Here is a 23,302-nt window from a genome sequence, read left to right on the forward strand (position 1 = left end):
ACGAGCTAGAGGTGAGACAAATGTCACAGTATCCACTTTGGAATCAATTAAATACTTTAAAAGAAGCTCAGTGGGTCGATTTAACACATACTTTCGACCCAAATATCCCTCGTTTTAGCGAATTTGAAAAAGGTGAAGTCTCAACGCTATTCAATGTTAAAGATCACGGGTTTTATGTACAACGTTGGAGTATCGTAACTCAATATGGAACACACATTGATGCTCCAATCCATTTCGTTGAAAATAGAAGATATTTAGAAGAATTAGATTTAAAAGAACTTGTTTTACCATTAATTGTTTTAGATTATTCTAAAGAAGCTGCACAAAATTCGGATTTTATCGTATCACGTAAACATTTAGAAGACTGGGAACAACAACACGGTCGCATTGAAGCAGGTACTTTTGTCGCATTACGTACTGATTGGTCAAAACGTTGGCCAGATATAGAAAAATTTGAAAATAAAGATGTAGATGGCCATCAACATCTTCCAGGTTGGGGTCTTGATGCATTAAAATTTCTCATTGAAGAACGTGGTGTTAAATCCATAGGTCATGAAACATTTGATACTGATGCCTCAATTGATACAGCTAAAAATGGTGACATTGTTGGCGAAAGATATATCTTAGGGCAAGACACATTCCAAGTCGAATTACTTACCAATTTAGATCAATTACCTACCAGAGGTGCAATTATCTATGCAATCAGTCCAAAACCAAAAGATGCACCAGGCTTTCCAGTTCGTGCATTCGCAATAAAACCTTAATTAATGTCTTTCATCTAACGTTCTCAACCACGTGGTGGTTCAAGTTGTGCACAACCGCTATGATATGATTCCATTAATGTTCATCATCATAAGGTTTTAATAGCAGTGAAATCTTTCTAACTAAGTAAAAAGCTATAAACGAAGTTTTTAAAATGACTTCGTTTATAGCTTTTTTAATACACATTTTTATTATATAAAAACCGTGCTCCACTAAATATTAAACGCCATATTTAGATACAAGCGTAGCGATACCTTGACCGCCTCCGATACATAAAGATGCCACACCTGTTGGCTTAGCATCACTTAATTGATGTAATAATGAAACTAAAGTGCGTGCACCCGAAGCCCCTATTGGATGTCCTAGTGCAATCGCACCACCATTAACATTGACTTTATCTTGCGGTAATTGCAACTCACGATTTACAGCAATTGATTGCGCTGCAAAAGCTTCGTTTAATTCAAAAATATCAACATCATCTATCACTTTATTAGAACGTTTTAAAGCTTTACGTATCGCTTCAACTGGACCAATGCCCATAATTGAAGGCGCCACACCACTCGCACCAAAACTATCTAATACAGCTATAGGTTGTATGCCCAATTCTTTCGCTTTGTCCTCCGTCATAACGAGCATAGCAGCAGCACCGTCATTGATACCAGATGCATTACCAGCAGTTACTGATCCATCTTTTTTAAATGCTGGGCGGAGTTGTGCTAACTTTTCAATTGTCGTTTGAGGTCTAATGCCTTCATCTTGAGAAATCATTAGGGGATCACCTTTACGTTGTGGTACCTCTACAGGTACAATTTCAGCATCAAACACACCTGCTTGTTGTGCACGTGATGCTTTTTGTTGGGAATCGAATGCAAACTGATCTTGTTCTTTACGACTAATCTGATACTGTTCAACTAGATTTTCGGCTGTGATGCCCATATGGTAGTCATTAAACTTATCAGTTAAACCATCAGCTATCATACTATCTTCTAAAGTTTGATTTCCCATTTTAAAACCGAAACGACTATTTTTAAGCAGCATTGGAGATTGAGACATACTTTCCATGCCTCCAGCGATAACAATCTCATTATCTCCCGCTACAATAGATTGATAGGCAAGTTGAATCGCTTTTAATCCAGAACCGCAAACTTTATTTACAGTGAAAGAAGGTACCGCTTCTGGCACACCACCATGAATCGCAGCAATACGAGCAGGATTTTGTCCTTGACCTGCCTGTAACACGTTCCCTAGAATAACTTCATTGATTTCATTAGGATCTATTTGACTATGTTCTAAAATTTGACGAATAACTGTTGCACCTAGTTCATAGGCAGGTATATCCTTAAATGCACCACCAAACACGCCTATAGGTGTTCGATATGCTTCAGCTAATACTATGCGTGACATGTCATATTCATCTCCTTAATATAACTTATACTTTTCTAAAAATGAGGGAAGAAGCAAACCTTCTTTTCTTATTGTCATTGTATTTGGATATTCAAATCTATTATTTAAGAGTTTATCTCTTACCTTCATTGCATTTAAATGAGTATTACATACTTTAATTGTAGTAAACACATTCCACATTATATTACCAAATTTACATAGAAAAATTCCATTATGATCTATCGTCATCAAATGCATCACTTTCTTTCTAAGCAATGATCAATTTTAATTTCAGAATCACTTTCACTTCACTAAATATAGTTAATTCATTGCTGTAAAAAAGAGGAAACCATAAAAGAAATACTCATGTCTATACAAACGGGGTAGTCTAACCGTCCCACTTAACACAAGGCATCTTTATAAGATTTCCTCAACATCTACTATTATATCTACGATGATTTAACATTTCTAAGTTTTATTATGCAATCAATACTTACTTTCCTTTATATTTGTCACCCATGCTTCATAATAGAAACAACATATTCTATACTTATCTTTCCTATCAATTCACTGGTAAAGTGTTTTTAGAATCACCAACATCATTGATAATAGATTAAGAAGCCGTATTTAAGCGTCTTGATATCCCATAGACTTTTATAAATAAGTATAAAACAATCGCCATTGTTAAAAAACAGTTGAGACATATCATCTATTATTTATTCAAAACACGAAATCATTGATTTATCTGCACTATTTTTCCGAAAATGAATCCTATCAACGTATATGTATAAAAATTACATTAAAAGATTTTGACTAAAACCCTGATTTATTCAACAACCTTTTAATATAGATGAAAATTATTTATTTTGATACTGCTTAATCGCATCTTGTATCGTATCGTGTAAACTAGGTTCTTGTAACCAATGTTGGAACTTTTCCATAATTTCCCTTGGGGTCGTAATGTTTTCAGGAAAATTAATATCTTTCATACCTTCAAACAAATCTCCAAAATGACTTTTCTCACCTTCAAAATTCTTCATAAAACGATAAAAGCTCAATACCTAAACCTCCTATATTTTGCAACAATAGGTATATATTACCAAAATGAAGGCATTTACAAAATACATTTGTTTAAATTTAAGTAAAAAATTAATAGTTGAGGTCTTATTTATATGTTAAAAGTATTTCTTTTTTAAAAACTAATAAATTTTATTAAAACTTGTGGTACTAAAAATCAATTTTATACAACCCCTAAAGAGTATAATATATATGTCATTTTGACTAATATACTTGTCATAATGACAAATATATTATATAGTTTATATGTAAGGAAGTGATACAATTTGCGCAATAGACTTAAAGAATTACGAGCCCGTGATGGATATAATCAAACAGAGCTTGCTAAAAAAGCTGGAATATCACGACAAACGGTGTCTTTAATAGAACGCAACGATTTTACACCATCTATATTAACCGCAATAAAAATTGCAAGAATTTTTGGTGAACCTGTTGAAGATATCTTTATTATGGAGGAGGAAGACTTTTGAAAATAAAAAGATATGCACTTCTATGTTTATTAGGAGGATTAGTTGGAGGCATCATCGGATACATCATCGGAGCTATTAACTGGGAGAAGTTATTTAATTATGCACAATTCGCTAACTTTAAAGTTGTGCTTTATACAACCATCGTAGCATCATTAATAAATGTTATACTCACTGTGTATTTATTTATAGTCCAAAATGCGTCACTTCACTATAAAGCTAAAATTGACGCAAATATTTCAGATGATTTGGCAGATACATATGAAAATAAATCATACACCAAATCATTGAAAGTAAGATTTATTTACACAATGCAATTAATTGTCGCTTTTATTGCAATTTTAATACCCGTCATAGGAAATGCATCTGACAATCACATTGCTCTAATAATGATTCCTTTCATTATTACAATCATTTCATCCATAATGATTGGGATATTTTATAGAAAATTTGATGCTCGATACCCTAAATTAGGAGAGAAACATTACACTGAAAAAGCATTTAATATTATGGACGAAGGAGAGCGATACATCACACTCGTTTCCTTGTATAAAGTGCACCAGCAAAATATTGTATTACTTTTTATAGGAATTATGATGTTGGGGATATTCTCAATAACTACAGGCATGAATCAATCACTAGGCATGATTTTGTTCATCATTTTATTTATCTATAATTCATTGGGATATTTACTGAAAGTCAGTAATTTTTATAAATCAGAACAGAAATCCTAAAACTAATTTAAAGAAAAGGAGTAAATTATGGAAAACTTATTAGAAGTTCAGCAACTCAATAAATCATATAAGAATTCAGAATTTCAGCTTACTGACATCACATTCTCTGTTAAACCTGGCGAGGTAGTGGGTTTAATTGGAAAAAATGGTTCAGGTAAGTCTACCCTCATTAATACACTTGTAGGAAATAGACATAAAGATAATGGTTCACTGAAATTCTTCGATAAAGAGGTGACAGAGAACGACTTCAAATATAAAGAACATTTAGGCGTAGTTTTTGATGATTTACGTGTTCCAGATAAATTAACTCTACAATCTATCAATAAAGTTTTTACTGAAATATATGATGCTTGGAACAGTGATACATTCTTTTCTTTAACCAAAGCATTTGAACTACCAACAAATAATCAAATTAAGACATTCTCAAGAGGAATGCGTATGAAAGCAGCTTTAACAATTGCTTTAAGCCATGATGCTAAATTATTAATCTTAGATGAAGCTACAGCAGGTATGGACGTATCAGGACGTGAACATGTGTTAGAAATTCTAGAGGATTATTTAGGAGACGATCGTGCCATATTAATTTCATCACATATTTCTGAAGATATTGAACAGCTAGCTACTCAGCTCGTTTTTATGCGTGATGGTCGAATTATTTTAAAAGAAAGTAAAGAAGTTTTATTGAGCCAATACGGTATCATCGATCAACCAGTTGAGCATTTCAATATTTCAAATGAGTATCTAATCGCAACGCGCAGACGTAATGATCGACAAATCAGTTTAGTGAATAACTATCAAAAAGTACCTGATGCACAACCACTAAAGACAATCGATGATGCAACTAAAATTATTATGCGAGGTGAAGTATAATGAAAGGTCTTACTCTTAGTATATTTTATACAGCTAAAAAATCATTTTTCATCTACTTAGTAGTCGGAATTATTGCTGCAGTCGTTTTCTCATTTTTAAATCCAACGATGAACAGCTTTCTTGCTATCATTTTTTTAATATCTCCTATTACGGATAACTTCAAACGTGAAAAGGACTCAAGATGGATGAATTACATATCCACACTTCCTGTTAGAAGAGCTGATTATGTTAAAAGTTATTATACTATTTTTCTCTTGTGTGCATTAGTTGGGATACTTGCAGGTGTACCTAGTGTCGGTCTAATCACACAAAGTTTAAGTATGGTATTCATTTCACTATGTGTTGCCATTGGTGGCGCAGGGACTTTCTCCATTATGTTTCCTCTAACATTCAAATTCGGTTCTGAAAATTCAAATGTCATTGTGATGACTACAACATTTGCTGTCATTATTATCTATTTCTTATTCTATATCGCATCAATGATATTGAGTAATCAAACAGGAAGCGGCTCTATGATTACAATGCTGAGCAACACACAAAGCTATGTTGTATATTCCATTTATGGAATACTTGGATTGATTTCAATGATTATCTCTTATATTTTATCGATTAAAATTTTTAACAAACAAGAACTATAATATTTAATCTCCCTAAATTTTCGGTAATTGAAAATTCAGGGGGTTATTTATATCATTTAAGTTTTTAATAATTTATTTGCATTTAAAGATAATTATTTATTAATATATTTATAAATAGTTAATTAAAAATGGGATAAAGGAGTACTTTAATGACAATATTAACTAAAGTTTTAGATACTTTAACAGGCATATGTGTTGCTTTATTGTTTACCAAGTATTTTGTAAATTATGCAAATGATATGTTTGACTGGCACTTAAGATGGTATTTCCTAGAAAATGTACCTCACTTAGCGCTCATTTTGTTTATTCTAGTATTTATCTTTGCTGTTCCTTCTGAAATGATTAAAGATAAAAATAAGAAAAAGCATAATGATTCATAATCAATAAGTATATGACCATCATATTTTAAGTGTCACTGGCTCAATAGAACCCAACTTATCGGATTAGATGATAAATAAATGTATCTCGTAGGAGCTTAAAAAGAAAGAGGCACGCTTTTCCTATACTAATCTCGAACTACTTTATACACATTCGTTATTTACTCTAAATCATTGCTCTTTATTTCGGTCAAAAAGGGCCTACTGCATTCGAACTAAATTTCGAGTTATTAGTTGAATTATCAATCCTTTCGTATATCAATGTCTCCAATCAACTCTAGATTCATCTTACTTCTCAGTTTTTACAGCTAATACACTGATATGTTTATATATATGTATTAAAGGAACAGATTAAAAAAGAGAAGATCCATATACATTAAATTTTAACTAAAACTTGTGATAACTTTTATCTTTAATGCATATGCTACCTTTTTAATGGGTATTTTTAGTAATACCATCGATATATAAAAGGAGTAATATGATGAGTAATATCACAGTTTATAATGTCATTGAATTGGGCGTAAACAATCTTTTAGCCGATTATGACAATTGGAATGTTGAAGAAGTATTAGATAAAGAAACTCAACATTTCCCAAACACTTTACATTGGCAATATGGTCATGTATTAACAATCTTTGAACAAGCATTATCATTAGGCAATCAACATGTCGTAGATGTTGAAAAATATAATAAATTGTTTGGATATGGTTCAAATCCTAGAGACTGGAAAGGACAAGATGTACCTGCTATCAACGAAATCAAACAACACATTCAAACATTACCAGAACGTGCTAAAAAATTAACACACGAGCAGTTAGCTCAGAAATTAGACCAACCTATCGCAGGTTGTAACACACTTGATGAATTATTAATGTTAAATGCTATCCATGTGCCTTTACACACTGGTAAAATTGAAGAAATGACACGTGTACTTCGTGAAAAATAAGCATAATATATTTAAGCGTCTGGATTATCATCTCTAGACGCTTTTAAAGTTGTTAGAGGATTATCAAATTTTATTTGAATGCTTTCGCTAAAACAAAGATAAACATATCTTTCGAGGAGTTTTATCTAGTATACGTACATTCTTCTCTCAACAAGCTAAAAACATAACTATCTGAGAATTCTCCTTGTAAACGTTCATTACTTCTCAATATACCTTCTTGTGTAAACCCCAGTCTTATAGGTATAGCTCGACTTTTCTTATTTTTGGTAGACATTCGTATTTCAATACGATTAATATCATATTCTTCATATACATAACGAATTAAAGCTTTAGTACATTTAGTCATAATACCTTTCTTTTGAAAGTCTTCAGCTAAATAATAACCAATTGAAGTTGTTTTATTAACTAAATCTAAGTAATGCAATCCTATGACTCCAATCAATTCTTTATTACTCCATATTCCACAATGAAATCCATTACCATCGATAAATTGTTGCAACGCCGAATGGATAAAGTGTTTACTATCTTCAACCTTCTTCGTATGTTCAACAAAAGGTAGAAATTCAGCTAGATAGTCACGATTGCTATCTACTAATTTAAATAACTGTTCTGCTTCTCGTTCTTCTAATATTTTTAATTTAATATTTTTATTTATTTGATAACTAAACATACAAAACCACCCCTTTTTTAGAATTTTCTGTTATTTTAGTATACACGAATATAGGATTATGTCATAAAACTTGATTACTAGAATTCGATATTCTCTAAGTCATAAGTGTGTATGTAGTTCTCTTGTTTCTATTGTCTTATACCTACAACCAATATTAGAGTGAAAAAGCTTAACTTAAGATAGATAATCATCAACAACACAAACGTTAAAAACACAGAGAAAACTTTTTTAAAATATACTTCTCAATATTGATTAGTAAAATCCAAAAATTGTATTTATTTTTATAGATGTCTTAGAAACTTTACATTTTCTATAGAATTTTCGTTGATAAGAGAGTTAAAACAAGGTTTTTACAAACAACTTGAAAAATAAATTGAACCACCACAGATTTAAATTAATCTTTATCAAACTTCGATACAGTCTTAACTATAAATTTTTAATATTTACCAAATGTATTCATAAATAAAGCTTAAATTATAGGATTGTTTGGAAATATGTATCATGGAAAAGACTATTACCTGTAAGTGCTAGAAACCTCAAAATAGTGATAGTCAATTTTATACAAAAACTTGAAAAATCTATCTAATTTTTCAAACCCAAAGACAAAGCGATTGGGCTAGATGATTTTTCTTTCAGAACTTTCCTGTAGAAAATCTTTACGTTAAGAAATTTTTGAAATTATCTAATACGTTTAAAATGATATCTAGTCAATCTCAATGAAGAAGATACTAAGAAATTTGAGGAATTCGAGTGATAAAATTTGTTTCAATTGCGAGGATATTCTATATATTTATTCATTTTAAAAATGAACCTTTCTCAAAAACCAAATGCTTTCTAAACTATTGCAAAAATCGAATTGCTTTTCATTTATTAAATAATACAACAAATTTATATTTAATCAAAAGACTTTTCTAATTAGATTATTTGAACTTATTAAAAAATATACAACCTTTAACAATACGCATACACAGAAAATATCTTTATTTATTAATAAATTTCTAAAAAATTAAATCTTTTACTTTCGTAATAAATTAAACGTAATTTATCATACAATTTATCCCTCCAACATTTAAAAGTGTTGATAGCAAATAAACAGCTATGATTGTCACACAATTCTGTAAATTATACACATACGATCAAGCTATTGTGGATAATTTCACCCTTACTTAAACATTGCTATAACAACTTTTTTATTTTTCACCTTTCTAGTTATCCACAAATCACTTCTCATCTTTAAAAACATTAATAATTTTTTAATCTTAATTTTATATTGAATTAACGACCTTGGATTACGATTGAAAAGAAGATGAAAATAAGGGATGAAAATATGAATTTCGTTAAATCAAAAACTGACTTATTTAGACTCATAGACGATGAAGCTCAAACATCGACATCTAAGGTGGTTTTATTCTTAATATTAGGAACTATATTTTTAGATGCATATGATATTACTATTTTAGGTACAATGACTGATCAACTCACTCAACAGTTTCATTTATCACCAGCAACGCTATCTATAGTAATGACCTCTTTACCTATTGGTGCATTATTTGGTGCATTACTTGGTGGTACATTAGCATATCAGTTTGGACGCAAGCGCATTTTATCAATTGCCTTACTAACACTCACTGTAACGTCTCTTGGTGCAGCATTCGCACCAAATGTAATTATTCTAATAATATGTCGTTGTGTAATGGGGTTTGCTATTGGAATGGATAGTCCAGTTGCTTTCACTTTTATTGCGGAAATAAGTAATTTAAAGCATAAAGGAAGAAATGTTAATTATTGGCAAGTCGTTTGGTATGTTGCAATAGTTACTTCTGCTTTAGTGGTCATTGCGTTCTTTATGCTAGGGGCTGGTGCACATTTGTGGAGATATGCAGTTGGATTTGGTGCATTTATTGCTTTTGTCTTATACATCTTGCGAATTAAATATTTACACGAAAGTCCGACATGGGTGATTAATCATTATTCTTTAGAAAAAGCAACTGAATTTGTAAGAAAATATTATCATAAAGACATCCACCTAGAGGGAACGCTTGACGATGATTTAAGTTCTGATGTGACTTCGCCTCAAAATTCTTGGACAGACTTATTTAAACCGAGATATATAAAAAGAATTATCCTGGCAACCGCAATTTCAACGTTACAAGGTATGCAGTACTATGGTGTTGGTTTATACATACCTATTATTGCAACCTATCTTATTAGTAAAGAAAAAATAGGTGTATTATTAGGCACTGCCATAGTCAATATAGCAGGTATTCTAGGCGCATATTTAGGTGCTCAATTGACTTATAAATTAGGTACACGGAAGCTTACAATGATAGGATTCACACTTGTTTTAATTTCAATGGTATGTGTAGGACTCTTTTATCATCATCTACCAATGCTTCTTAACACTTTCCTTATTGGATTATTTTTATTTGGCCATTCAGGAGGTCCTGGTACTCAAGGGAAAACAATTGGCGCCTTATCATTCCCCACTCATTTACGTTCACAAGCTACTGGCTTTGTAGAATCTGTAAGTCGTACTGGTAGTATCATAGGCACTTTTGTCTTTCCAATCATACTTGCTGCGGTAGGTCTAACGAATACTATGTTAATCTTGTCCATTGTCCCTTTACTTGGAATTATCATAACAGTATCTATAAAATGGGAAGCTGTCGGTAAACATATTGAAGTAGAGTAAATATTAAAAAACCCCTTAGTACGCATGTCATTGAAAATATGCACTAAGAGGTTTTTATTTAATTAGTTAGGAAATGTTCCAGGATTAAAACTGCCGCCCCACCGATTAAATGGCCAGTATCTCAAAACTACTTTTCCAACAACTTGATTTTTATCTAAAAGACCTACTTCATCCATACGACTGTCAATACTGTTTTGACGATTATCACCTAAAACCAAGTATTTACCGTTAGGAATTTTCATATTGCCATTCGTACCCTTAAGATCTTTAGAATTAAAGTTTTCCGTTAGATATTCTCCAACTTTATGTTTTTTATTTTCACTTAAATAAGGCTCATCTACTTTTTTACCGTTTAAATATAGTTGATCTTTTTTATATTCTACTGAATCACCTGGTTTACCAATAAGTCGCTTAATATAATCCTGCTTCGCGTTAGCATGAAAAATCACTACATCTCCTGTATCAATATGATCAAGCGTTTTTGCTATACGACTTACTATCACTTTTTCTCGATTTTCAAATGTTGGATGCATAGACGCTCCTTTGACTGTATAAGAAGCAAATAAAAACTTTTGCACAAGTGTGACGATAACAATTGCAACGATTATGGCTACAATCCATTCTATTATTTCTTTCTTCATTATTATAGCTCCCTTGATATGTTTTTATGTCATTTATCACTGAGCTTACATGGGCTCATAAAAGATTACTGAACAACACCATTTTTAACTTTAATGTGTTTTCCTTTTTCAATTTTGTCATATTGTTTTTTAGGTACAACAACGACACGCTTTCCTTGTTTGGTCTTTACAGTAACAGTATAAAGTTTCTCATGAGGCTTCATTTGTTGTTTCAACATATTAAATTGAGCATCTACACTGTTTTTCTTTTCATGTTGATTTAAAAACGAATATGCAAAGATATAATAGAATAACCAATTATTATAATAAGTTGTAGCTATATATTGAGACGAATACGGTGCACTTGAATCATATGGCCTTTGAGATGGCATTAAAGAACGAGATTGTGCTTTTTGGCTTGATACACTCTGTTGTCCTTTATTTTTGGTTGCTGTCACACGACTTGATTTTGTCGCTTGTTGAGCAGCACGCTGACTAGATTGTTGTGCATTACGAGACGCATTTATTGCACTAGAACGACTCATACTTGTACTTGAAGAAGTTGAACCTCTAGATGCAGAAGCTGCACTGCTACTTGAACTAGAACTTGCCGAACTGGAACTACTCGTTCCGCCCGATGTTGTTGCATGAGAATATGTACTGACAATACTTAAAGAAGACGTGAGAAATACCATCATTACGCAACTTGTTTTGTATAATAGCTGTTTCATTTTGTCACCTTTCTTTTACTTCGTAACTTCATCTTTCGAAATGGCTTTGCCTTCAACATCATCATCACCATAAATCATATATGGTGGTCGGTATACATGAATTTTCTTCCCATCTTTTACAATATATGGTTTTTTATTACCATCATCTAGTATATGTTCATACACGTGATCTAAATCAGCTTTTTCTATATGTGATTTACCTTTTTTATCTTTATATTTAATCTCAACATTTGGCGTTTCAGAATCTCCATCATTTAATATTTCATAATAAACATAATCATATTTATCAGATTTTTGACTTTCCTTAGATGGCTCTTTTTGTTTTCCAGAACCTCCACATGCACTTAAAGTAACAGTTATGGTAAGTATACTTATGATCATAAATACTTTTTTCATATTAATACTCCTTTTCTCCATTTATAAATTCATAATAAATTATAACAAACAATTTTTAAATTATTATTAATGATTAACTAAAACCTTATTTTTAAAAATTCAGTTTAAATTAAGCGTCATGGATAATCCGGCAAATTAAACTAAAAGCATACACTTATATGTATTTTGATAAATTATAAAACAAGTATCTTTCAAACATGTAAGTTTCATGTCTATAAATGTAAGTTTAGATAAAGGCAAGGAGGTCACAACCATCCTACAATTTAAATATAGATAACTAAAGGAGTGAGAGGATGGCTATTTTAACAGCAAATCAATTATCAAAAGTATATGGTCACAAACAAAAATATCGAGCTTTAAATAATATAAGTTTTTCAGTTGAAAAAGGGGAATTCGTAGCTGTCATGGGTCCATCTGGATCAGGTAAAACGACTTTACTCAATGTGTTAAGTTCAATAGATACTATTTCAGGTGGAACTGTGGAAGTTGAAGGCAAAGAAATTAATAAACTGAGCCACAAAGAAGTGGCAAATTTTCGAAAACAACATCTCGGTTTTATTTTTCAAGATTATAGCGTTTTACCCACATTAACAGTAAAAGAAAATATTATGCTACCACTCTCAGTACAAAAATTCCATAAATATGAAATGGAACAAAATTATAAAGAAGTGGCTGAGGCATTAGGTATTTATAACCTGGGAAATAAATATCCAAGTGAAATTTCTGGCGGTCAGCAACAACGTACGGCGGCTGCCCGAGCATTCGTCCATAAACCAACGATCATTTTCGCAGATGAACCTACTGGCGCCTTAGATTCTAAAAGTGCCCAAGATTTGTTACACCGTCTAGAAGATATGAATAAACAATTTAATTCAACCATTATGATGGTGACACATGATCCTTCAGCCGCTAGTTACGCTGAGAGAGTCATTATGTTGAAAGACGGTGATATACACTCAGAAATCTACCAGGGTAACGATTCAAAACAAACATTTTACCAAGAAATTATGAAACTTCAAACCGCACTAGGTGGTGTCACTCATGACATTTAACCAACTTATCCTTAAAAATTTAAGAAAAAATATTAAGCATTATGGAATGTTTCTATTTTCATTATTGATTAGCATTATACTTTATTTTAGTTTCTCAACTTTAAAATATTCACATAGTATTAATAACTCAGATTCTTCAACTATTATTAAAAATGGTGCCACAATTGGTGCTACAATTCTTTTTATCATTATTGTTGTTTTCTTAATGTATGCAAATCATTTATTTATTAAAAGGCGTACAAAAGAGTTTGCCTTATACCAACTGATAGGTTTAACACGTAGAAATATTCTAAGAATGCTCAATATAGAACAACTAGTATTTTTTATTGTAACAGGAATTTTAGGCACTTTAATTGGTATTTTTGGTTCAAAACTTTTACTTGTTATCGCTTCTAAATTAATGAAGTTAAACACACATATCTCTATTGGCTTTGAACCCCAAGCTATACTTATTACTATCGTAATGTTAGCTGTCGCTTTTTTATTGATAATGATACAAAATTACATTTTCTTAAAAAAACACAGCATTTTAGCTTTGATGAAAGACAATTATACCCCGGAAGCTACCCAAAAACGAATAACTACGTTTGAAGCAATCAGCGGTGTTTTAGGAATTATAATGATAGTATTTGGATATTATATGTCTACTGAAATGTTTGGTGTTTTTAAAGCCTTAACAACTGCTTTGATTACACCTTTTAGCATACTTTTCTTAACTATTATAGGTGCTTTCTTATTCTTTAGAAGTTCTGTATCACTTATTTTTAAAACGCTAAAACATATTAAACATGGTCGTGTAAATATCACAGACGTTGTCTTTACATCATCTATCATGCACAGAATGAAGAAAAATGCGATGTCTCTTACAGTTATTGCTATCATTTCAGCTTTCACTGTTAGTATTCTTTGCTTCGCGGCAATTACACAATCTAATACTAATACAACTTTAGAAATGACTTCTCCAGATGATTTTAATATAAGCCAGAATAAAATAGCTACGCAATTTAAACATAAACTAGATCAAGGAAATTTAAAATATCATCAACGGACTTATGAAGTAATCAATCCAAAAACATTAAGCGACCACGTCATGAAGAGTAAGAATGGTTCTGATATGTCTACTAATACAACATCACTAATGATGAACTCACATCTCAAGGGTCATGAAGCTAAAATAACGAATATACAATCATCAACGGGATTAATAGATATTCATTTAAATCATAAGATAACAGTTAAAGGAAAATCTAAACAATCTATTATCGTTAAAGACAAAGATGACTCTAAAATATATCCATCACAATTATCATTTGGAGCTCCTATAGTTGAGGTGAGCCCGGAGGTCTATAACACATTAAAAACTGACAATATTGTTAATAAGATGTACGGTTTTAATTTCAATACTCACAAAGATGTGAAAAAAGCAGAAAAAATTGCCTCAAAAGTTAATCGTAATATTGTGTCGCACGATGAATATAAGAAATTTATAAACCAAAGCAATGGCATACTTATCTTTGTAACATCATTCTTAGGAATAGCGTTTTTAATGGCTGCTGGTTGTATTATTTACATTAAACAAATGGATGAAACTGAGGATGAACTTGATAACTTTAAGATATTACGTCGTATAGGATTTACCTACACTGATATGTCTAAAGGTTTACTATTAAAAATTGCATTTAATTTTGGATTACCGCTTCTCATTGCTTTATTACATGCATTATTTGCAGCACTTGCATTTATGAAACTTCTAGGAAATGTCTCAATGTCACCTATATTTATAGTAATGATTATATATACAATTGTTTATTTCATTTTTGCTATAATTTCATTTATACACTCGAGTCGTATGATTAAGCATTCTATTTAGTAACTCAATTCACAAAATTATTTTAATAAAGGACGGTTTTTACTATGAAATTCAAAGAATTAATCAAACAATCATATGAGGATTTAAAAAATTTAACAATCAATTGGTTTAACGTACTCAGTTTAACTGTAATCATATTTATTTTAAGTAACATTGTCACACCGCTTATTGGTATACCTGTGGGTTTACTCGGTGGTGCTTATGTCCTAAAGAGACGTGAAGAGAAAAATAAATAACCATAATACAAAAGCCCTCAATAGAGAGGTCAGTGTGACCTCTCTATATTATGAGGGTTTCCTTATACTATCAATAAAATTATTTATTTGTAATACCGTCAGCTTCTTCGATTCTCATGATATTATCCATAATACCTAGATAGAATTGACCTAATTCTCTACCTGTATGTGTTAAATCAAATGCATCCATACCTACTAAATCTAAATGGTCCCAATCATGTTGAACAGGTCTCACTTGCCAAACTCCTTTATCAGTAGCTGGTGTATGATCATCAACTTTTTTAAAGGCTTGATTAGAAGGATGTTGTGATGATATAACTGGAACTACACCATCATTCGGTCTAATTTCTTTGTTTGCATCCTTACCAATAATACGACTGGTTAAGTTCAACAAAAGAATTTCACTAGAATTAGGTAATTCATTACCAAGAGGTCCTGTGTGCGTCGCAGACCCCGTATAAGTAGTGTAGACAATATTAGGATTTAGACTTGTTTGTTGATTAATTTTTTCAGCACCTTGCGTTGTCAGATCATTAACAGCTTGATCTTCAGTATTCCAAATCTTACTTTTGGATACACGTTCCGCATAATCAATGTAGCTTTCATTTGGTTGTTGTTTTAATCCCCATTGAGAAAAACCTAAATCTATATCTACATCTTTACCACCACTTAATCTACCAATACGATTAATCGTTTCTTTTACAAGTTTACGTGTGCCAATTTTATCTGCCGCCGGTGTACCATTATGTGGTGTGCCAAGTGTAGTAATTGAAGCAACCATATTATCTTTACCACCTGTAAATAAATCGGATATAGTACCTCCATGTTGACGTTGATATTCTATTTCTTCTTGGTTACCATTTCTTAAGAACTCTTCCATTTGACGAATGGTTTGACCACCCATACTATGTCCTATAAAATGAATTTTTTTGCCAGGTTCCCAATCACGCATGATACCCTTGTATGTTCGACCATAGCGATGATGACCATATTTAGCTGCATGCGCTGCGCCGTAATCAACACGTCCTCCTTTGACATAGTAATATAATTCTACTGCGCGATCATAGTTACTACTAAAAGCACCGATATTTGCTTCATGTACATTGTAACCCTCATTAGTTAAATTTCTGTCAATATTGTATTTTGTACCACCCCAATATTTTGGAGCTAAACTAAATTGATTATCACCTGCAAAGCCTAAGAAACCATGGACAAATACGACTGGATATTGGTTTTTGAACTGTGCTTGATGTGTAGACTGATGATTACGATTAGAATTTGCTGATTGCTTTTGTGTCTCCCTTGTTGTACTTCTATTAGATTGTTCTTTTGTAGCTACTTGATGATGATTTTTTTGTGATGTTGATGTATCATTTTTAGGCTCTTGAGTATGTTGTCTAGCATCTTGAGTGTCATTAGTTTTTTTAGAATCAACGTTATTTGTCTGTTCATTTTCAGTTGTTTGAATTTGATGTTTTGTTGTTTTTTCTTGAGGGAGCTGTTTAGAACTATCTTGTTTAGCTTTTGATTGTGTTTGATATGTAGAATCATTAGACGGCTTTTGTAATTTCACTAATGGCTGATCGATTTCTTCTGAGTCGCTATCTTTTGTTCCTATTGATTGATTATGACTGTTAGAACTCTGAGTATGTTGATTGCTCGCCTTTGAAGTTTGGTCTTCACCTTTTATGTCATTATTTTCTCTCTCATTTGATTGAGTAGCTACGTCTTGTTGATTTACATTTTTAGACGGTTGGACGTCTTGTTTTACTGAGCTTTCTTCTTCTACTTTTGGCTGATTTGCTGTCTCATCACTTTTCAGTTGTGCACTTTCAGCTACAGAATGTTGGTTGTTTTGATTTGTTTTAGATTGATCAATTGTTTGTACTTTTTGACTATCAGCAGTACCTTGTTTTGAAGCTTTTAGCGTTTCTTCTACCTTATCATTTTTTAATTGTTGTGTTGTTTGCGAGTCTTCTGGGTGTGCATCCGCATGTTGCACTGAAATTTCAGCTGCTTGAGCTTGTTGCCCTCCGATGAAAATTGTTACACCTGTAATAATTGATACTACTCCCACTGCGTACTTTCTAATGCTAAATCTTTTTATTCTATTATTATTTTTCAAAGAAATCACCTCTATAAGATTTTTCCCTTATAAATAATGAAAAAATAACTGCTAAATTCAAAATAACATATAATTCATTAATTTTTTTAACTAATTTAGTTAAATTTTTGTTAACTTTTTAGTTTTTAAAACATTTTATTGATTCTATTACAGCATTTAAACTAATTCAATACATTATTTTTAATTATATTTATCTATTTTATCGCATTAATCACAATTAAAATTGATAAAACGATATTATTAATAACAATTCAGGTATCATTAAATGAAAAAGTAGCATGAGAAACATTTTAAATAACTAATCTTAGTTTTTGAGGTGAGTCTTCTCAATGCTTAAAGTTATATATCATCTCAAATTTTCAAATGACCTTTCTATATTTTGCTCGATAGACAATACTCTTGTATATCCTACAATAATGAGTTTTTACCTCACAAAATCAAAACCACCCGTACAAACGGATGGTTTACTTTGCATCTATAATTTTTTCTATTGATCAACCACTATTCGTGCGCTGATAGTAAGCTAACTACATTAGCTTTTTTATTTTTCCTGAAAATAATTATAAATACCCTTCTATAGAAATTTAATCTATATCAATATTTTCTAATAATTAATTACGAATATAATATTTAATCACTTTATATTTCCATATCTATTTTTTAAATTCATATTACGAATTAATTAAAGCTTGTGCTAATTTTAGTTAATACATACACTACTTTTATCTTTTTATTCAATTCATGAAAATTAAATTTTTTGCATTCTTCAACTGACCGATAGATAGTCAAAAATAAGTATTCATGTATACATTAACCCCCTCTACTTGAAACAGTGAGGGGGTATAGGTGATAAAGGCTAATAACTACTATGCTCTCAAATTATCGTGTGTACTTAACCATTAATTAATATAATGCAACAGTATAAACACTAATAGCTGTGTTAACAAGAATTTCGACCATATGGTACCTTACGATAAACCATTCTATGTTATAAATTATTTAATAATATCAATTAATTCTTTTTTAGAAGCTGAACGTGCGGGTATCCAACCGAAAATGATGCCTATCAATGTTGATACACCTACAGCCAGGATGACGGAACCTAGACTGACGGAACTCTTAACCATTTCAGGTGTCACGAGATCAATCAATGTAGCAATAATAATACCTAGAATTAATCCGATGATTCCTCCTATGAGACATAACACAACACTTTCTACTAAGAATTGTATTTCAATATCTCGACCTTTAGCGCCAAATGCACGACGAATTGCAATCTCTTCTGTTCGTTCAGTGACTGAAATATACATGACATTCATCACACCAATACCTGCAATGAAGAGTGATATTCCCGCAACAGCAGCGACAAAGTAAGTAATCGTGTCTAAGACTGAACCTATCGTTTTCATCACCGCTTCATTATCTTCATAACTATATTGACCTTCAGATACGCCAGTTCCTTTTTTATTCAACGCTTTTTCAACCTTTTTACCTACGTCTTTCTTATCTGAACCTTTTTCAACTGTAACTAATAATTGAGGCATACCTTGTGTCAAATTGCCCATATATTTATTAAATGTTTTTGAAGGTATTTGAATTAATGACTCAATAGGCATCCCACTTTCATCAACTTCTGAGCTATCAGTGACGCCTACGACTTTAAACCCTTCTCCATTTATATATATAGATTGACCCATTGCATGATTATTGAATACTTTTTTAGCAATTTTTTTATCTATAACGGCTACTTTTTCTAGCACATCATTATCATCATTTGTAAATCCTTTTCCTTCATTTACATCTGTCAGTTTATCAACCTTTTTTAAACTAGCATCGCTACTGCCATGTGTATTCGTAATTTTGACTGAATATGTACTATCTTTATCCTCTTTTACTTTAGCACTCTTAACACCATTAACTTGTTCAACAACACTCATATCCTCTTGCTTAAATGGATTGTTTTTAGGTGCATCCATATTTTCTGTCATGTAGGAAATTGAAGCTTGATTTTTACCAGCTCCAGCATTATTGAATTGCTCAGTCGTTGACTTCTTAAAACCATTTCCCAACGACATGATAGTAATTACTGATGCGATACCAATAATGATTCCAATCATCGTAAAGATATTACGTCGTTTGTTTTTTAAAATGGAACGAATAGCAACTGATATGACATTTGAAAAGTTACTCACGTGTCAACACCTCTTCCTCTTGCACACGTCCATCCAAAATATGGATAATACGATCAGCTTTTTCCGCCACTTCACGATCATGCGTTACCATAATAATAGTTGTATTCTGTTCTTTGTTCAGTTTTACGAAAAGCTCCATAATATCTTGAGATGTCTTCGAATCAAGAGCGCCAGTAGGTTCATCGGCAATAATAAACTTAGGGTCATTAATAATTGCCCGGGCAATAGCTACACGTTGTTGTTGCCCTCCTGACAATTTATTTGGTAAGAGATGCTCTTTACCTTTGAGACCGACGTCATGAAGTCCGTCTAAAACTTTGCTTTTTCTCGCTTTATTACTCAAACCATTATAAATTAGCGGAATACTTACATTTTCTAAAATAGTGTTATTTTGAATCAATTTAAAATTCTGAAAGACGAAACCTACAGTATGATTTCGAATTTCTGCGAGCTTATTATCTGAGCTTTTTTGATAATTCTCATTGTTAAAAAAGTATTCTCCTTCATAACCACGATCAATAAATCCCAAGATATTAATTAACGTACTTTTACCTGAACCAGACGGACCCATGATAGCAATAAATTCACCTTCATCAATATGAATATCTATGTCTTTTAAAATATGATTTGATTCATTTCCATTTTTAAAGTGTCGATTGATTTTTCTCAATTCAATCATGATGACACCTCTACTTTTTCTCCATCATTTAAATTACCTTTTGGTTTTTTAATGACTTTATCGCCAGATTTCAATCCTTTTTTCACAATGATTTCACCATTATTACGTTCTATTTTAATTTCACGTTTGTGAACTTTATTATTCTTATCAACGACAAATACGTTATTATCTTTTGTTAACACGTTATTTGGTAACTTTTTAGTTTTAAGAGGGATTTTAGCATCCATAGTGAAGCCAGATCTCACGGGTATATCTAAATCACCAATAATAACTTTATATTTTGATGTTTCGCCACTTTTACCACCTGTTGGCTGATTAATTGTAGGATTAGATGCCGTCATTTCAGTTCCTTCTTCACTATCACCTTGTGCCCCTGATTGTGCCGATGATGCTGCACTATCGTCACTTGTATCATAGCTTGTAGGAAGTTCGTCTATTTTAAGGATTTTGCCTTTTCCTTTTTTACCTGTGCTATTTACAGTGACATCTACTTCATCGCCTTCTTTAATTTTATTAATATCAAACTCTGTGATTGTTGCGTTAATTTGAGGATTTGAAGAAATTAATTGCAAAATAGGTTGCCCTTCACCTACATCTGAATCATTTTTAATATTGATTTTACCATCGAATGATGCATTCATGCTGTCATTGAGTTGTCTGTCATATTGTGACAATGACTGCTGAGCTTCATTTAAAGCACTTTGATCTTGAGTCAATTTAACTTGTAATTGATTATTGTTAGGACTTTGATTTACTTTTTGATAATCATCATTAACTTGAGATTGTGCTTGATTCACTTTGTTCACTAGTTGTTGGCGTTTATTCCCATTTGTATCATAATTGATGATACGTTCACCCTGTTTAACTGTTTGACCATCTTGTACTGAAACACTTAAGAAATTACCCACAGATTGATTATTATTATAAGTTTTCACAGATTCTGGAGACGCTTTGCCTTCTAAACTAATAGGTGTCTCTTTTCTTACTGTATATGTATCGTAAGCCTTACTATCTTTACTACCTGAACCATTAACTTGTTTTAATATAAAAGCAGCAATGATTAATACGACAATAATTACAATACCAATGATGCTCCACAATAGTTTTTTATTCATATATATTCTCCTTGTGTAATAGATTCACAAGAAAATGATAACACACTTGTAAAATTATTAATCTTTTATATGTAGAAAAATCACTAAATCTTATAATTTTTAATATAGTAGCAATCATTTTGTCTTTAAATTAGTATTAGTAATTATATTTAATTAAATTTAAGGATTTTACATTTTATATTATGTAATAAAATGTTACCATCAAACTAACCTAAATAAGTAAAGGAGATATATTACATGAGTACACAGGAATTAAAAGAAAATGATATTCAGAACTCAAGTATTCCATTTGTTAATCATTTTAACAAACTAAGACATCAGCCAAAATGGATACTTAAATCAATCATAATGATAGTATTAGCTATTATTAGCGCTTTCATCACATATAATACTAGCAATGATCTATTAGATAACCAATCGATAGCTAATAGCCAAATGGATGAAAATATGTTTCGTATGACTACAACTATAGGTGCTTTCATAGGAACAATCTTTAGTGTTGTTGTAGTATTTTTAATCTTTTTAGTTATTTCTAAAATATTTAAATCAGATGCCAAAGCGAGCAGTTTATTCTCAGCTGCACTCTCTTATTCAATCATTATTTTAGGATTTTCAACTATTATTTCTTTAATTCAAGTAGTTTTTGGACTAAAGATAACAGACTATAAGCTTGATAGCTTAAACATTTTTTCAAAGGATAATAAAACACTCATGGCTTTCAGTTTAACTAATCTTTTAAAAGCCTTTTTAACAGGTGTTGTCTATTACTCAACAAGTCGATTATCTAAAAAAACATCTATGATATTAGGAATCGTTGCACTCATCATATTAATAGGATCAGGTATGATAGGTGGAATGAATAGCTAAACGCTGCTATTAAGTGCAATAAAAACTATGTAAGGAAATATTTATGAAAACAATAATCATAATGATTTGTATTATGTGTTGTTTCATATTTCCCATTATTATTATGAGTGGACAAAGCAATAAATAATCATTCTTAGAGTAGGCTGGGTGTCAAATTCAATAGACATCCAGTCTATTCTCTTTTTGATTTTTATAAAAAATAATCAGTTAAAATGATACTTAAGTAACTTATACCGATGATCACACCAACAAAGAAAATAAAAGAAATTAAAGATGTCCATATATATCTAAACTTACTTTTCTGCACCTCTTTAGGATCTTTACCATTAATAAACGCTAATATCCTGTCGTATGTTTCAATATCATTTTTTATTTTAATTTTTTCTAATTTTGTAGAAGCAATGATACCTATTAAAAATACTAAATATGTTATTCCTATTCCTAACCAATGAAAGTAATGAATCATAGGACCTATGAGAACACTCCCCAATACCATTGGAATTATCATCATCCATGTCCAAAAGTCTAATTCTTTTTTAATGTTTTTGATTTGCACGTTTTTCAAATCATCCTCCACTAGTTCATCTAGAGATACCTTGAAGAGTTGACACATAATAAGTAAATTATGAATATCCGGATAACTTTTATCATTTTCCCAATTTGAAATGGTTTGTCTTGAAACAAACATTTTCTCTGCTAAAAATTCTTGTGAATACCCATCTCTTTCTCTAAATTTTTTGATTTGATTGCTAACATTCATTACGTTAAACTCCTTAATTATGATTTGAAATCATTTAATATTA

Annotated in this window: 24 protein-coding genes; 12 read left to right on the plus strand and 12 right to left on the minus strand. The window is 31.3% G+C overall.

Annotated elements, in window-relative coordinates; all coding sequences use genetic code 11:
* Window positions 1–20 precede the first annotated feature (20 nt).
* On the plus strand, window positions 21–764 hold the full coding sequence (locus HMPREF3241_RS06275) for a cyclase family protein (protein ID WP_001831362.1): 744 nt from the start codon (window positions 21–23) through the stop codon (window positions 762–764).
* A 217-nt stretch (window positions 765–981) separates the two neighbouring features.
* Here HMPREF3241_RS06275 and HMPREF3241_RS06280 read toward each other — a convergent pair whose 3' ends face one another.
* From HMPREF3241_RS06280 to HMPREF3241_RS06290, 3 genes are all read right to left on the minus strand, one after another.
* Window positions 982–2,166 carry an acetyl-CoA C-acetyltransferase gene (locus HMPREF3241_RS06280; protein ID WP_002458622.1) on the minus strand — a complete coding sequence of 395 codons (1,185 nt, stop codon included), beginning with the start codon at window positions 2,164–2,166 and terminating at the stop codon, window positions 982–984.
* Window positions 2,167–2,181: 15 nt separating this feature from the next.
* Complete coding sequence (locus HMPREF3241_RS06285; RefSeq protein ID WP_002496925.1) at window positions 2,182–2,394, minus strand: hypothetical protein; 213 nt, start codon at window positions 2,392–2,394, stop codon at window positions 2,182–2,184.
* 608 nt (window positions 2,395–3,002) lie between these two features.
* Window positions 3,003–3,203 carry a sterile alpha motif-like domain-containing protein gene (locus HMPREF3241_RS06290; protein WP_001831332.1) on the minus strand — a complete coding sequence of 67 codons (201 nt, stop codon included), beginning with the start codon at window positions 3,201–3,203 and terminating at the stop codon, window positions 3,003–3,005.
* Between the two features lie 285 nt (window positions 3,204–3,488).
* Between HMPREF3241_RS06290 and HMPREF3241_RS06295 the strand changes: the two genes are divergently transcribed.
* The 6 genes from HMPREF3241_RS06295 to HMPREF3241_RS06320 all read left to right on the plus strand — a co-directional run bounded on the left by HMPREF3241_RS06295 (window position 3,489) and on the right by HMPREF3241_RS06320 (window position 7,254).
* Window positions 3,489–3,692 (plus strand): helix-turn-helix transcriptional regulator, encoded by a 204-nt coding sequence (locus HMPREF3241_RS06295; protein WP_001831346.1) that lies wholly within the window; start codon window positions 3,489–3,491, stop codon window positions 3,690–3,692.
* On the plus strand, window positions 3,689–4,423 hold the full coding sequence (locus HMPREF3241_RS06300; protein WP_002491718.1) for a DUF3169 family protein: 735 nt from the start codon (window positions 3,689–3,691) through the stop codon (window positions 4,421–4,423). The genes HMPREF3241_RS06295 and HMPREF3241_RS06300 overlap by 4 nt, the downstream gene beginning before the upstream one ends.
* A 27-nt stretch (window positions 4,424–4,450) precedes the next feature.
* Window positions 4,451–5,293, plus strand: a complete 843-nt coding sequence (locus HMPREF3241_RS06305) for an ABC transporter ATP-binding protein (protein WP_002458623.1) — start codon at window positions 4,451–4,453, stop codon at window positions 5,291–5,293.
* Window positions 5,293–5,931: an ABC-2 transporter permease gene (locus HMPREF3241_RS06310; protein WP_002447666.1), complete on the plus strand. Its 639-nt coding sequence runs from the start codon at window positions 5,293–5,295 to the stop codon at window positions 5,929–5,931. The genes HMPREF3241_RS06305 and HMPREF3241_RS06310 overlap by 1 nt, the downstream gene beginning before the upstream one ends.
* A 149-nt stretch (window positions 5,932–6,080) precedes the next feature.
* Window positions 6,081–6,311, plus strand: coding sequence for an epilancin biosynthesis-related protein ElxI1 (locus HMPREF3241_RS06315; RefSeq protein ID WP_070845771.1), 231 nt, complete (start codon window positions 6,081–6,083; stop codon window positions 6,309–6,311).
* Between the two features lie 478 nt (window positions 6,312–6,789).
* Window positions 6,790–7,254: a bacillithiol transferase BstA gene (locus HMPREF3241_RS06320; protein WP_001831338.1), complete on the plus strand. Its 465-nt coding sequence runs from the start codon at window positions 6,790–6,792 to the stop codon at window positions 7,252–7,254.
* Between the two features lie 121 nt (window positions 7,255–7,375).
* On the opposite strand, the gene HMPREF3241_RS06325 is transcribed toward HMPREF3241_RS06320, so the two are convergent.
* The gene (locus HMPREF3241_RS06325; RefSeq protein ID WP_002458624.1) at window positions 7,376–7,924 is read right to left on the minus strand and encodes a GNAT family N-acetyltransferase; all 549 of its coding nucleotides are present in this window, start codon (window positions 7,922–7,924) and stop codon (window positions 7,376–7,378) included.
* A 1,327-nt stretch (window positions 7,925–9,251) separates the two neighbouring features.
* Here HMPREF3241_RS06325 and HMPREF3241_RS06330 point away from each other — a divergent pair.
* Entirely contained in the window at window positions 9,252–10,616 is a 1,365-nt protein-coding gene (locus tag HMPREF3241_RS06330) for an MFS transporter (protein ID WP_049383323.1), read from the plus strand.
* A 62-nt stretch (window positions 10,617–10,678) separates the two neighbouring features.
* On the opposite strand, the gene lepB is transcribed toward HMPREF3241_RS06330, so the two are convergent.
* The 3 genes from lepB to HMPREF3241_RS06345 all read right to left on the minus strand — a co-directional run bounded on the left by lepB (window position 10,679) and on the right by HMPREF3241_RS06345 (window position 12,363).
* Window positions 10,679–11,257 carry a signal peptidase I gene (gene lepB / locus HMPREF3241_RS06335; protein ID WP_002447662.1) on the minus strand — a complete coding sequence of 193 codons (579 nt, stop codon included), beginning with the start codon at window positions 11,255–11,257 and terminating at the stop codon, window positions 10,679–10,681.
* A 65-nt stretch (window positions 11,258–11,322) separates the two neighbouring features.
* Window positions 11,323–11,967, minus strand: coding sequence for a hypothetical protein (locus tag HMPREF3241_RS06340; protein WP_002474867.1), 645 nt, complete (start codon window positions 11,965–11,967; stop codon window positions 11,323–11,325).
* A gap of 15 nt (window positions 11,968–11,982) precedes the next feature.
* Complete coding sequence (locus HMPREF3241_RS06345) at window positions 11,983–12,363, minus strand: LptM family lipoprotein (protein ID WP_002474869.1); 381 nt, start codon at window positions 12,361–12,363, stop codon at window positions 11,983–11,985.
* Window positions 12,364–12,656: 293 nt separating this feature from the next.
* Here HMPREF3241_RS06345 and HMPREF3241_RS06350 point away from each other — a divergent pair, with 293 nt between their 5' ends.
* From HMPREF3241_RS06350 to HMPREF3241_RS06360, 3 genes are read left to right on the plus strand one after another with little or no spacing between them, the layout of a single operon-like run.
* Entirely contained in the window at window positions 12,657–13,415 is a 759-nt protein-coding gene (locus HMPREF3241_RS06350) for an ABC transporter ATP-binding protein (protein ID WP_002458531.1), read from the plus strand.
* Window positions 13,405–15,285 carry an ABC transporter permease gene (locus tag HMPREF3241_RS06355; protein ID WP_070853545.1) on the plus strand — a complete coding sequence of 627 codons (1,881 nt, stop codon included), beginning with the start codon at window positions 13,405–13,407 and terminating at the stop codon, window positions 15,283–15,285. Before HMPREF3241_RS06350 ends, HMPREF3241_RS06355 begins: the two co-directional genes overlap by 11 nt.
* 44 nt (window positions 15,286–15,329) lie before the next feature.
* Window positions 15,330–15,521: a VraH family peptide resistance protein gene (locus HMPREF3241_RS06360; protein ID WP_002447657.1), complete on the plus strand. Its 192-nt coding sequence runs from the start codon at window positions 15,330–15,332 to the stop codon at window positions 15,519–15,521.
* 79 nt (window positions 15,522–15,600) lie between these two features.
* On the opposite strand, the gene lip is transcribed toward HMPREF3241_RS06360, so the two are convergent.
* The 4 genes from lip to HMPREF3241_RS06380 form a co-directional block, all read right to left on the minus strand.
* Entirely contained in the window at window positions 15,601–17,646 is a 2,046-nt protein-coding gene (gene lip, locus HMPREF3241_RS06365) for a YSIRK-targeted triacylglycerol lipase (RefSeq protein ID WP_070853546.1), read from the minus strand.
* A gap of 995 nt (window positions 17,647–18,641) precedes the next feature.
* The gene (locus HMPREF3241_RS06370; protein ID WP_070853547.1) at window positions 18,642–19,838 is read right to left on the minus strand and encodes an ABC transporter permease; all 1,197 of its coding nucleotides are present in this window, start codon (window positions 19,836–19,838) and stop codon (window positions 18,642–18,644) included.
* Complete coding sequence (locus HMPREF3241_RS06375; protein ID WP_002458527.1) at window positions 19,831–20,517, minus strand: ABC transporter ATP-binding protein; 687 nt, start codon at window positions 20,515–20,517, stop codon at window positions 19,831–19,833. The genes HMPREF3241_RS06370 and HMPREF3241_RS06375 overlap by 8 nt, the downstream gene beginning before the upstream one ends.
* Window positions 20,514–21,632: an efflux RND transporter periplasmic adaptor subunit gene (locus HMPREF3241_RS06380; RefSeq protein ID WP_070853548.1), complete on the minus strand. Its 1,119-nt coding sequence runs from the start codon at window positions 21,630–21,632 to the stop codon at window positions 20,514–20,516. Before HMPREF3241_RS06380 ends, HMPREF3241_RS06375 begins: the two co-directional genes overlap by 4 nt.
* 237 nt (window positions 21,633–21,869) lie before the next feature.
* On the opposite strand from HMPREF3241_RS06380, the gene HMPREF3241_RS06385 reads away from it, so the two are divergent.
* Window positions 21,870–22,499 (plus strand): YIP1 family protein, encoded by a 630-nt coding sequence (locus tag HMPREF3241_RS06385; RefSeq protein WP_070853549.1) that lies wholly within the window; start codon window positions 21,870–21,872, stop codon window positions 22,497–22,499.
* A gap of 190 nt (window positions 22,500–22,689) precedes the next feature.
* Here HMPREF3241_RS06385 and HMPREF3241_RS06390 read toward each other — a convergent pair whose 3' ends face one another.
* Window positions 22,690–23,259 carry a helix-turn-helix transcriptional regulator gene (locus HMPREF3241_RS06390; protein ID WP_002447652.1) on the minus strand — a complete coding sequence of 190 codons (570 nt, stop codon included), beginning with the start codon at window positions 23,257–23,259 and terminating at the stop codon, window positions 22,690–22,692.
* Between the last annotated feature and the right edge of the window lie 43 nt (window positions 23,260–23,302).

Origin of the sequence: Staphylococcus sp. HMSC34G04, from assembly GCF_001838765.1 — a bacterium.
GTDB classification, from domain to species: domain Bacteria; phylum Bacillota; class Bacilli; order Staphylococcales; family Staphylococcaceae; genus Staphylococcus; species Staphylococcus epidermidis.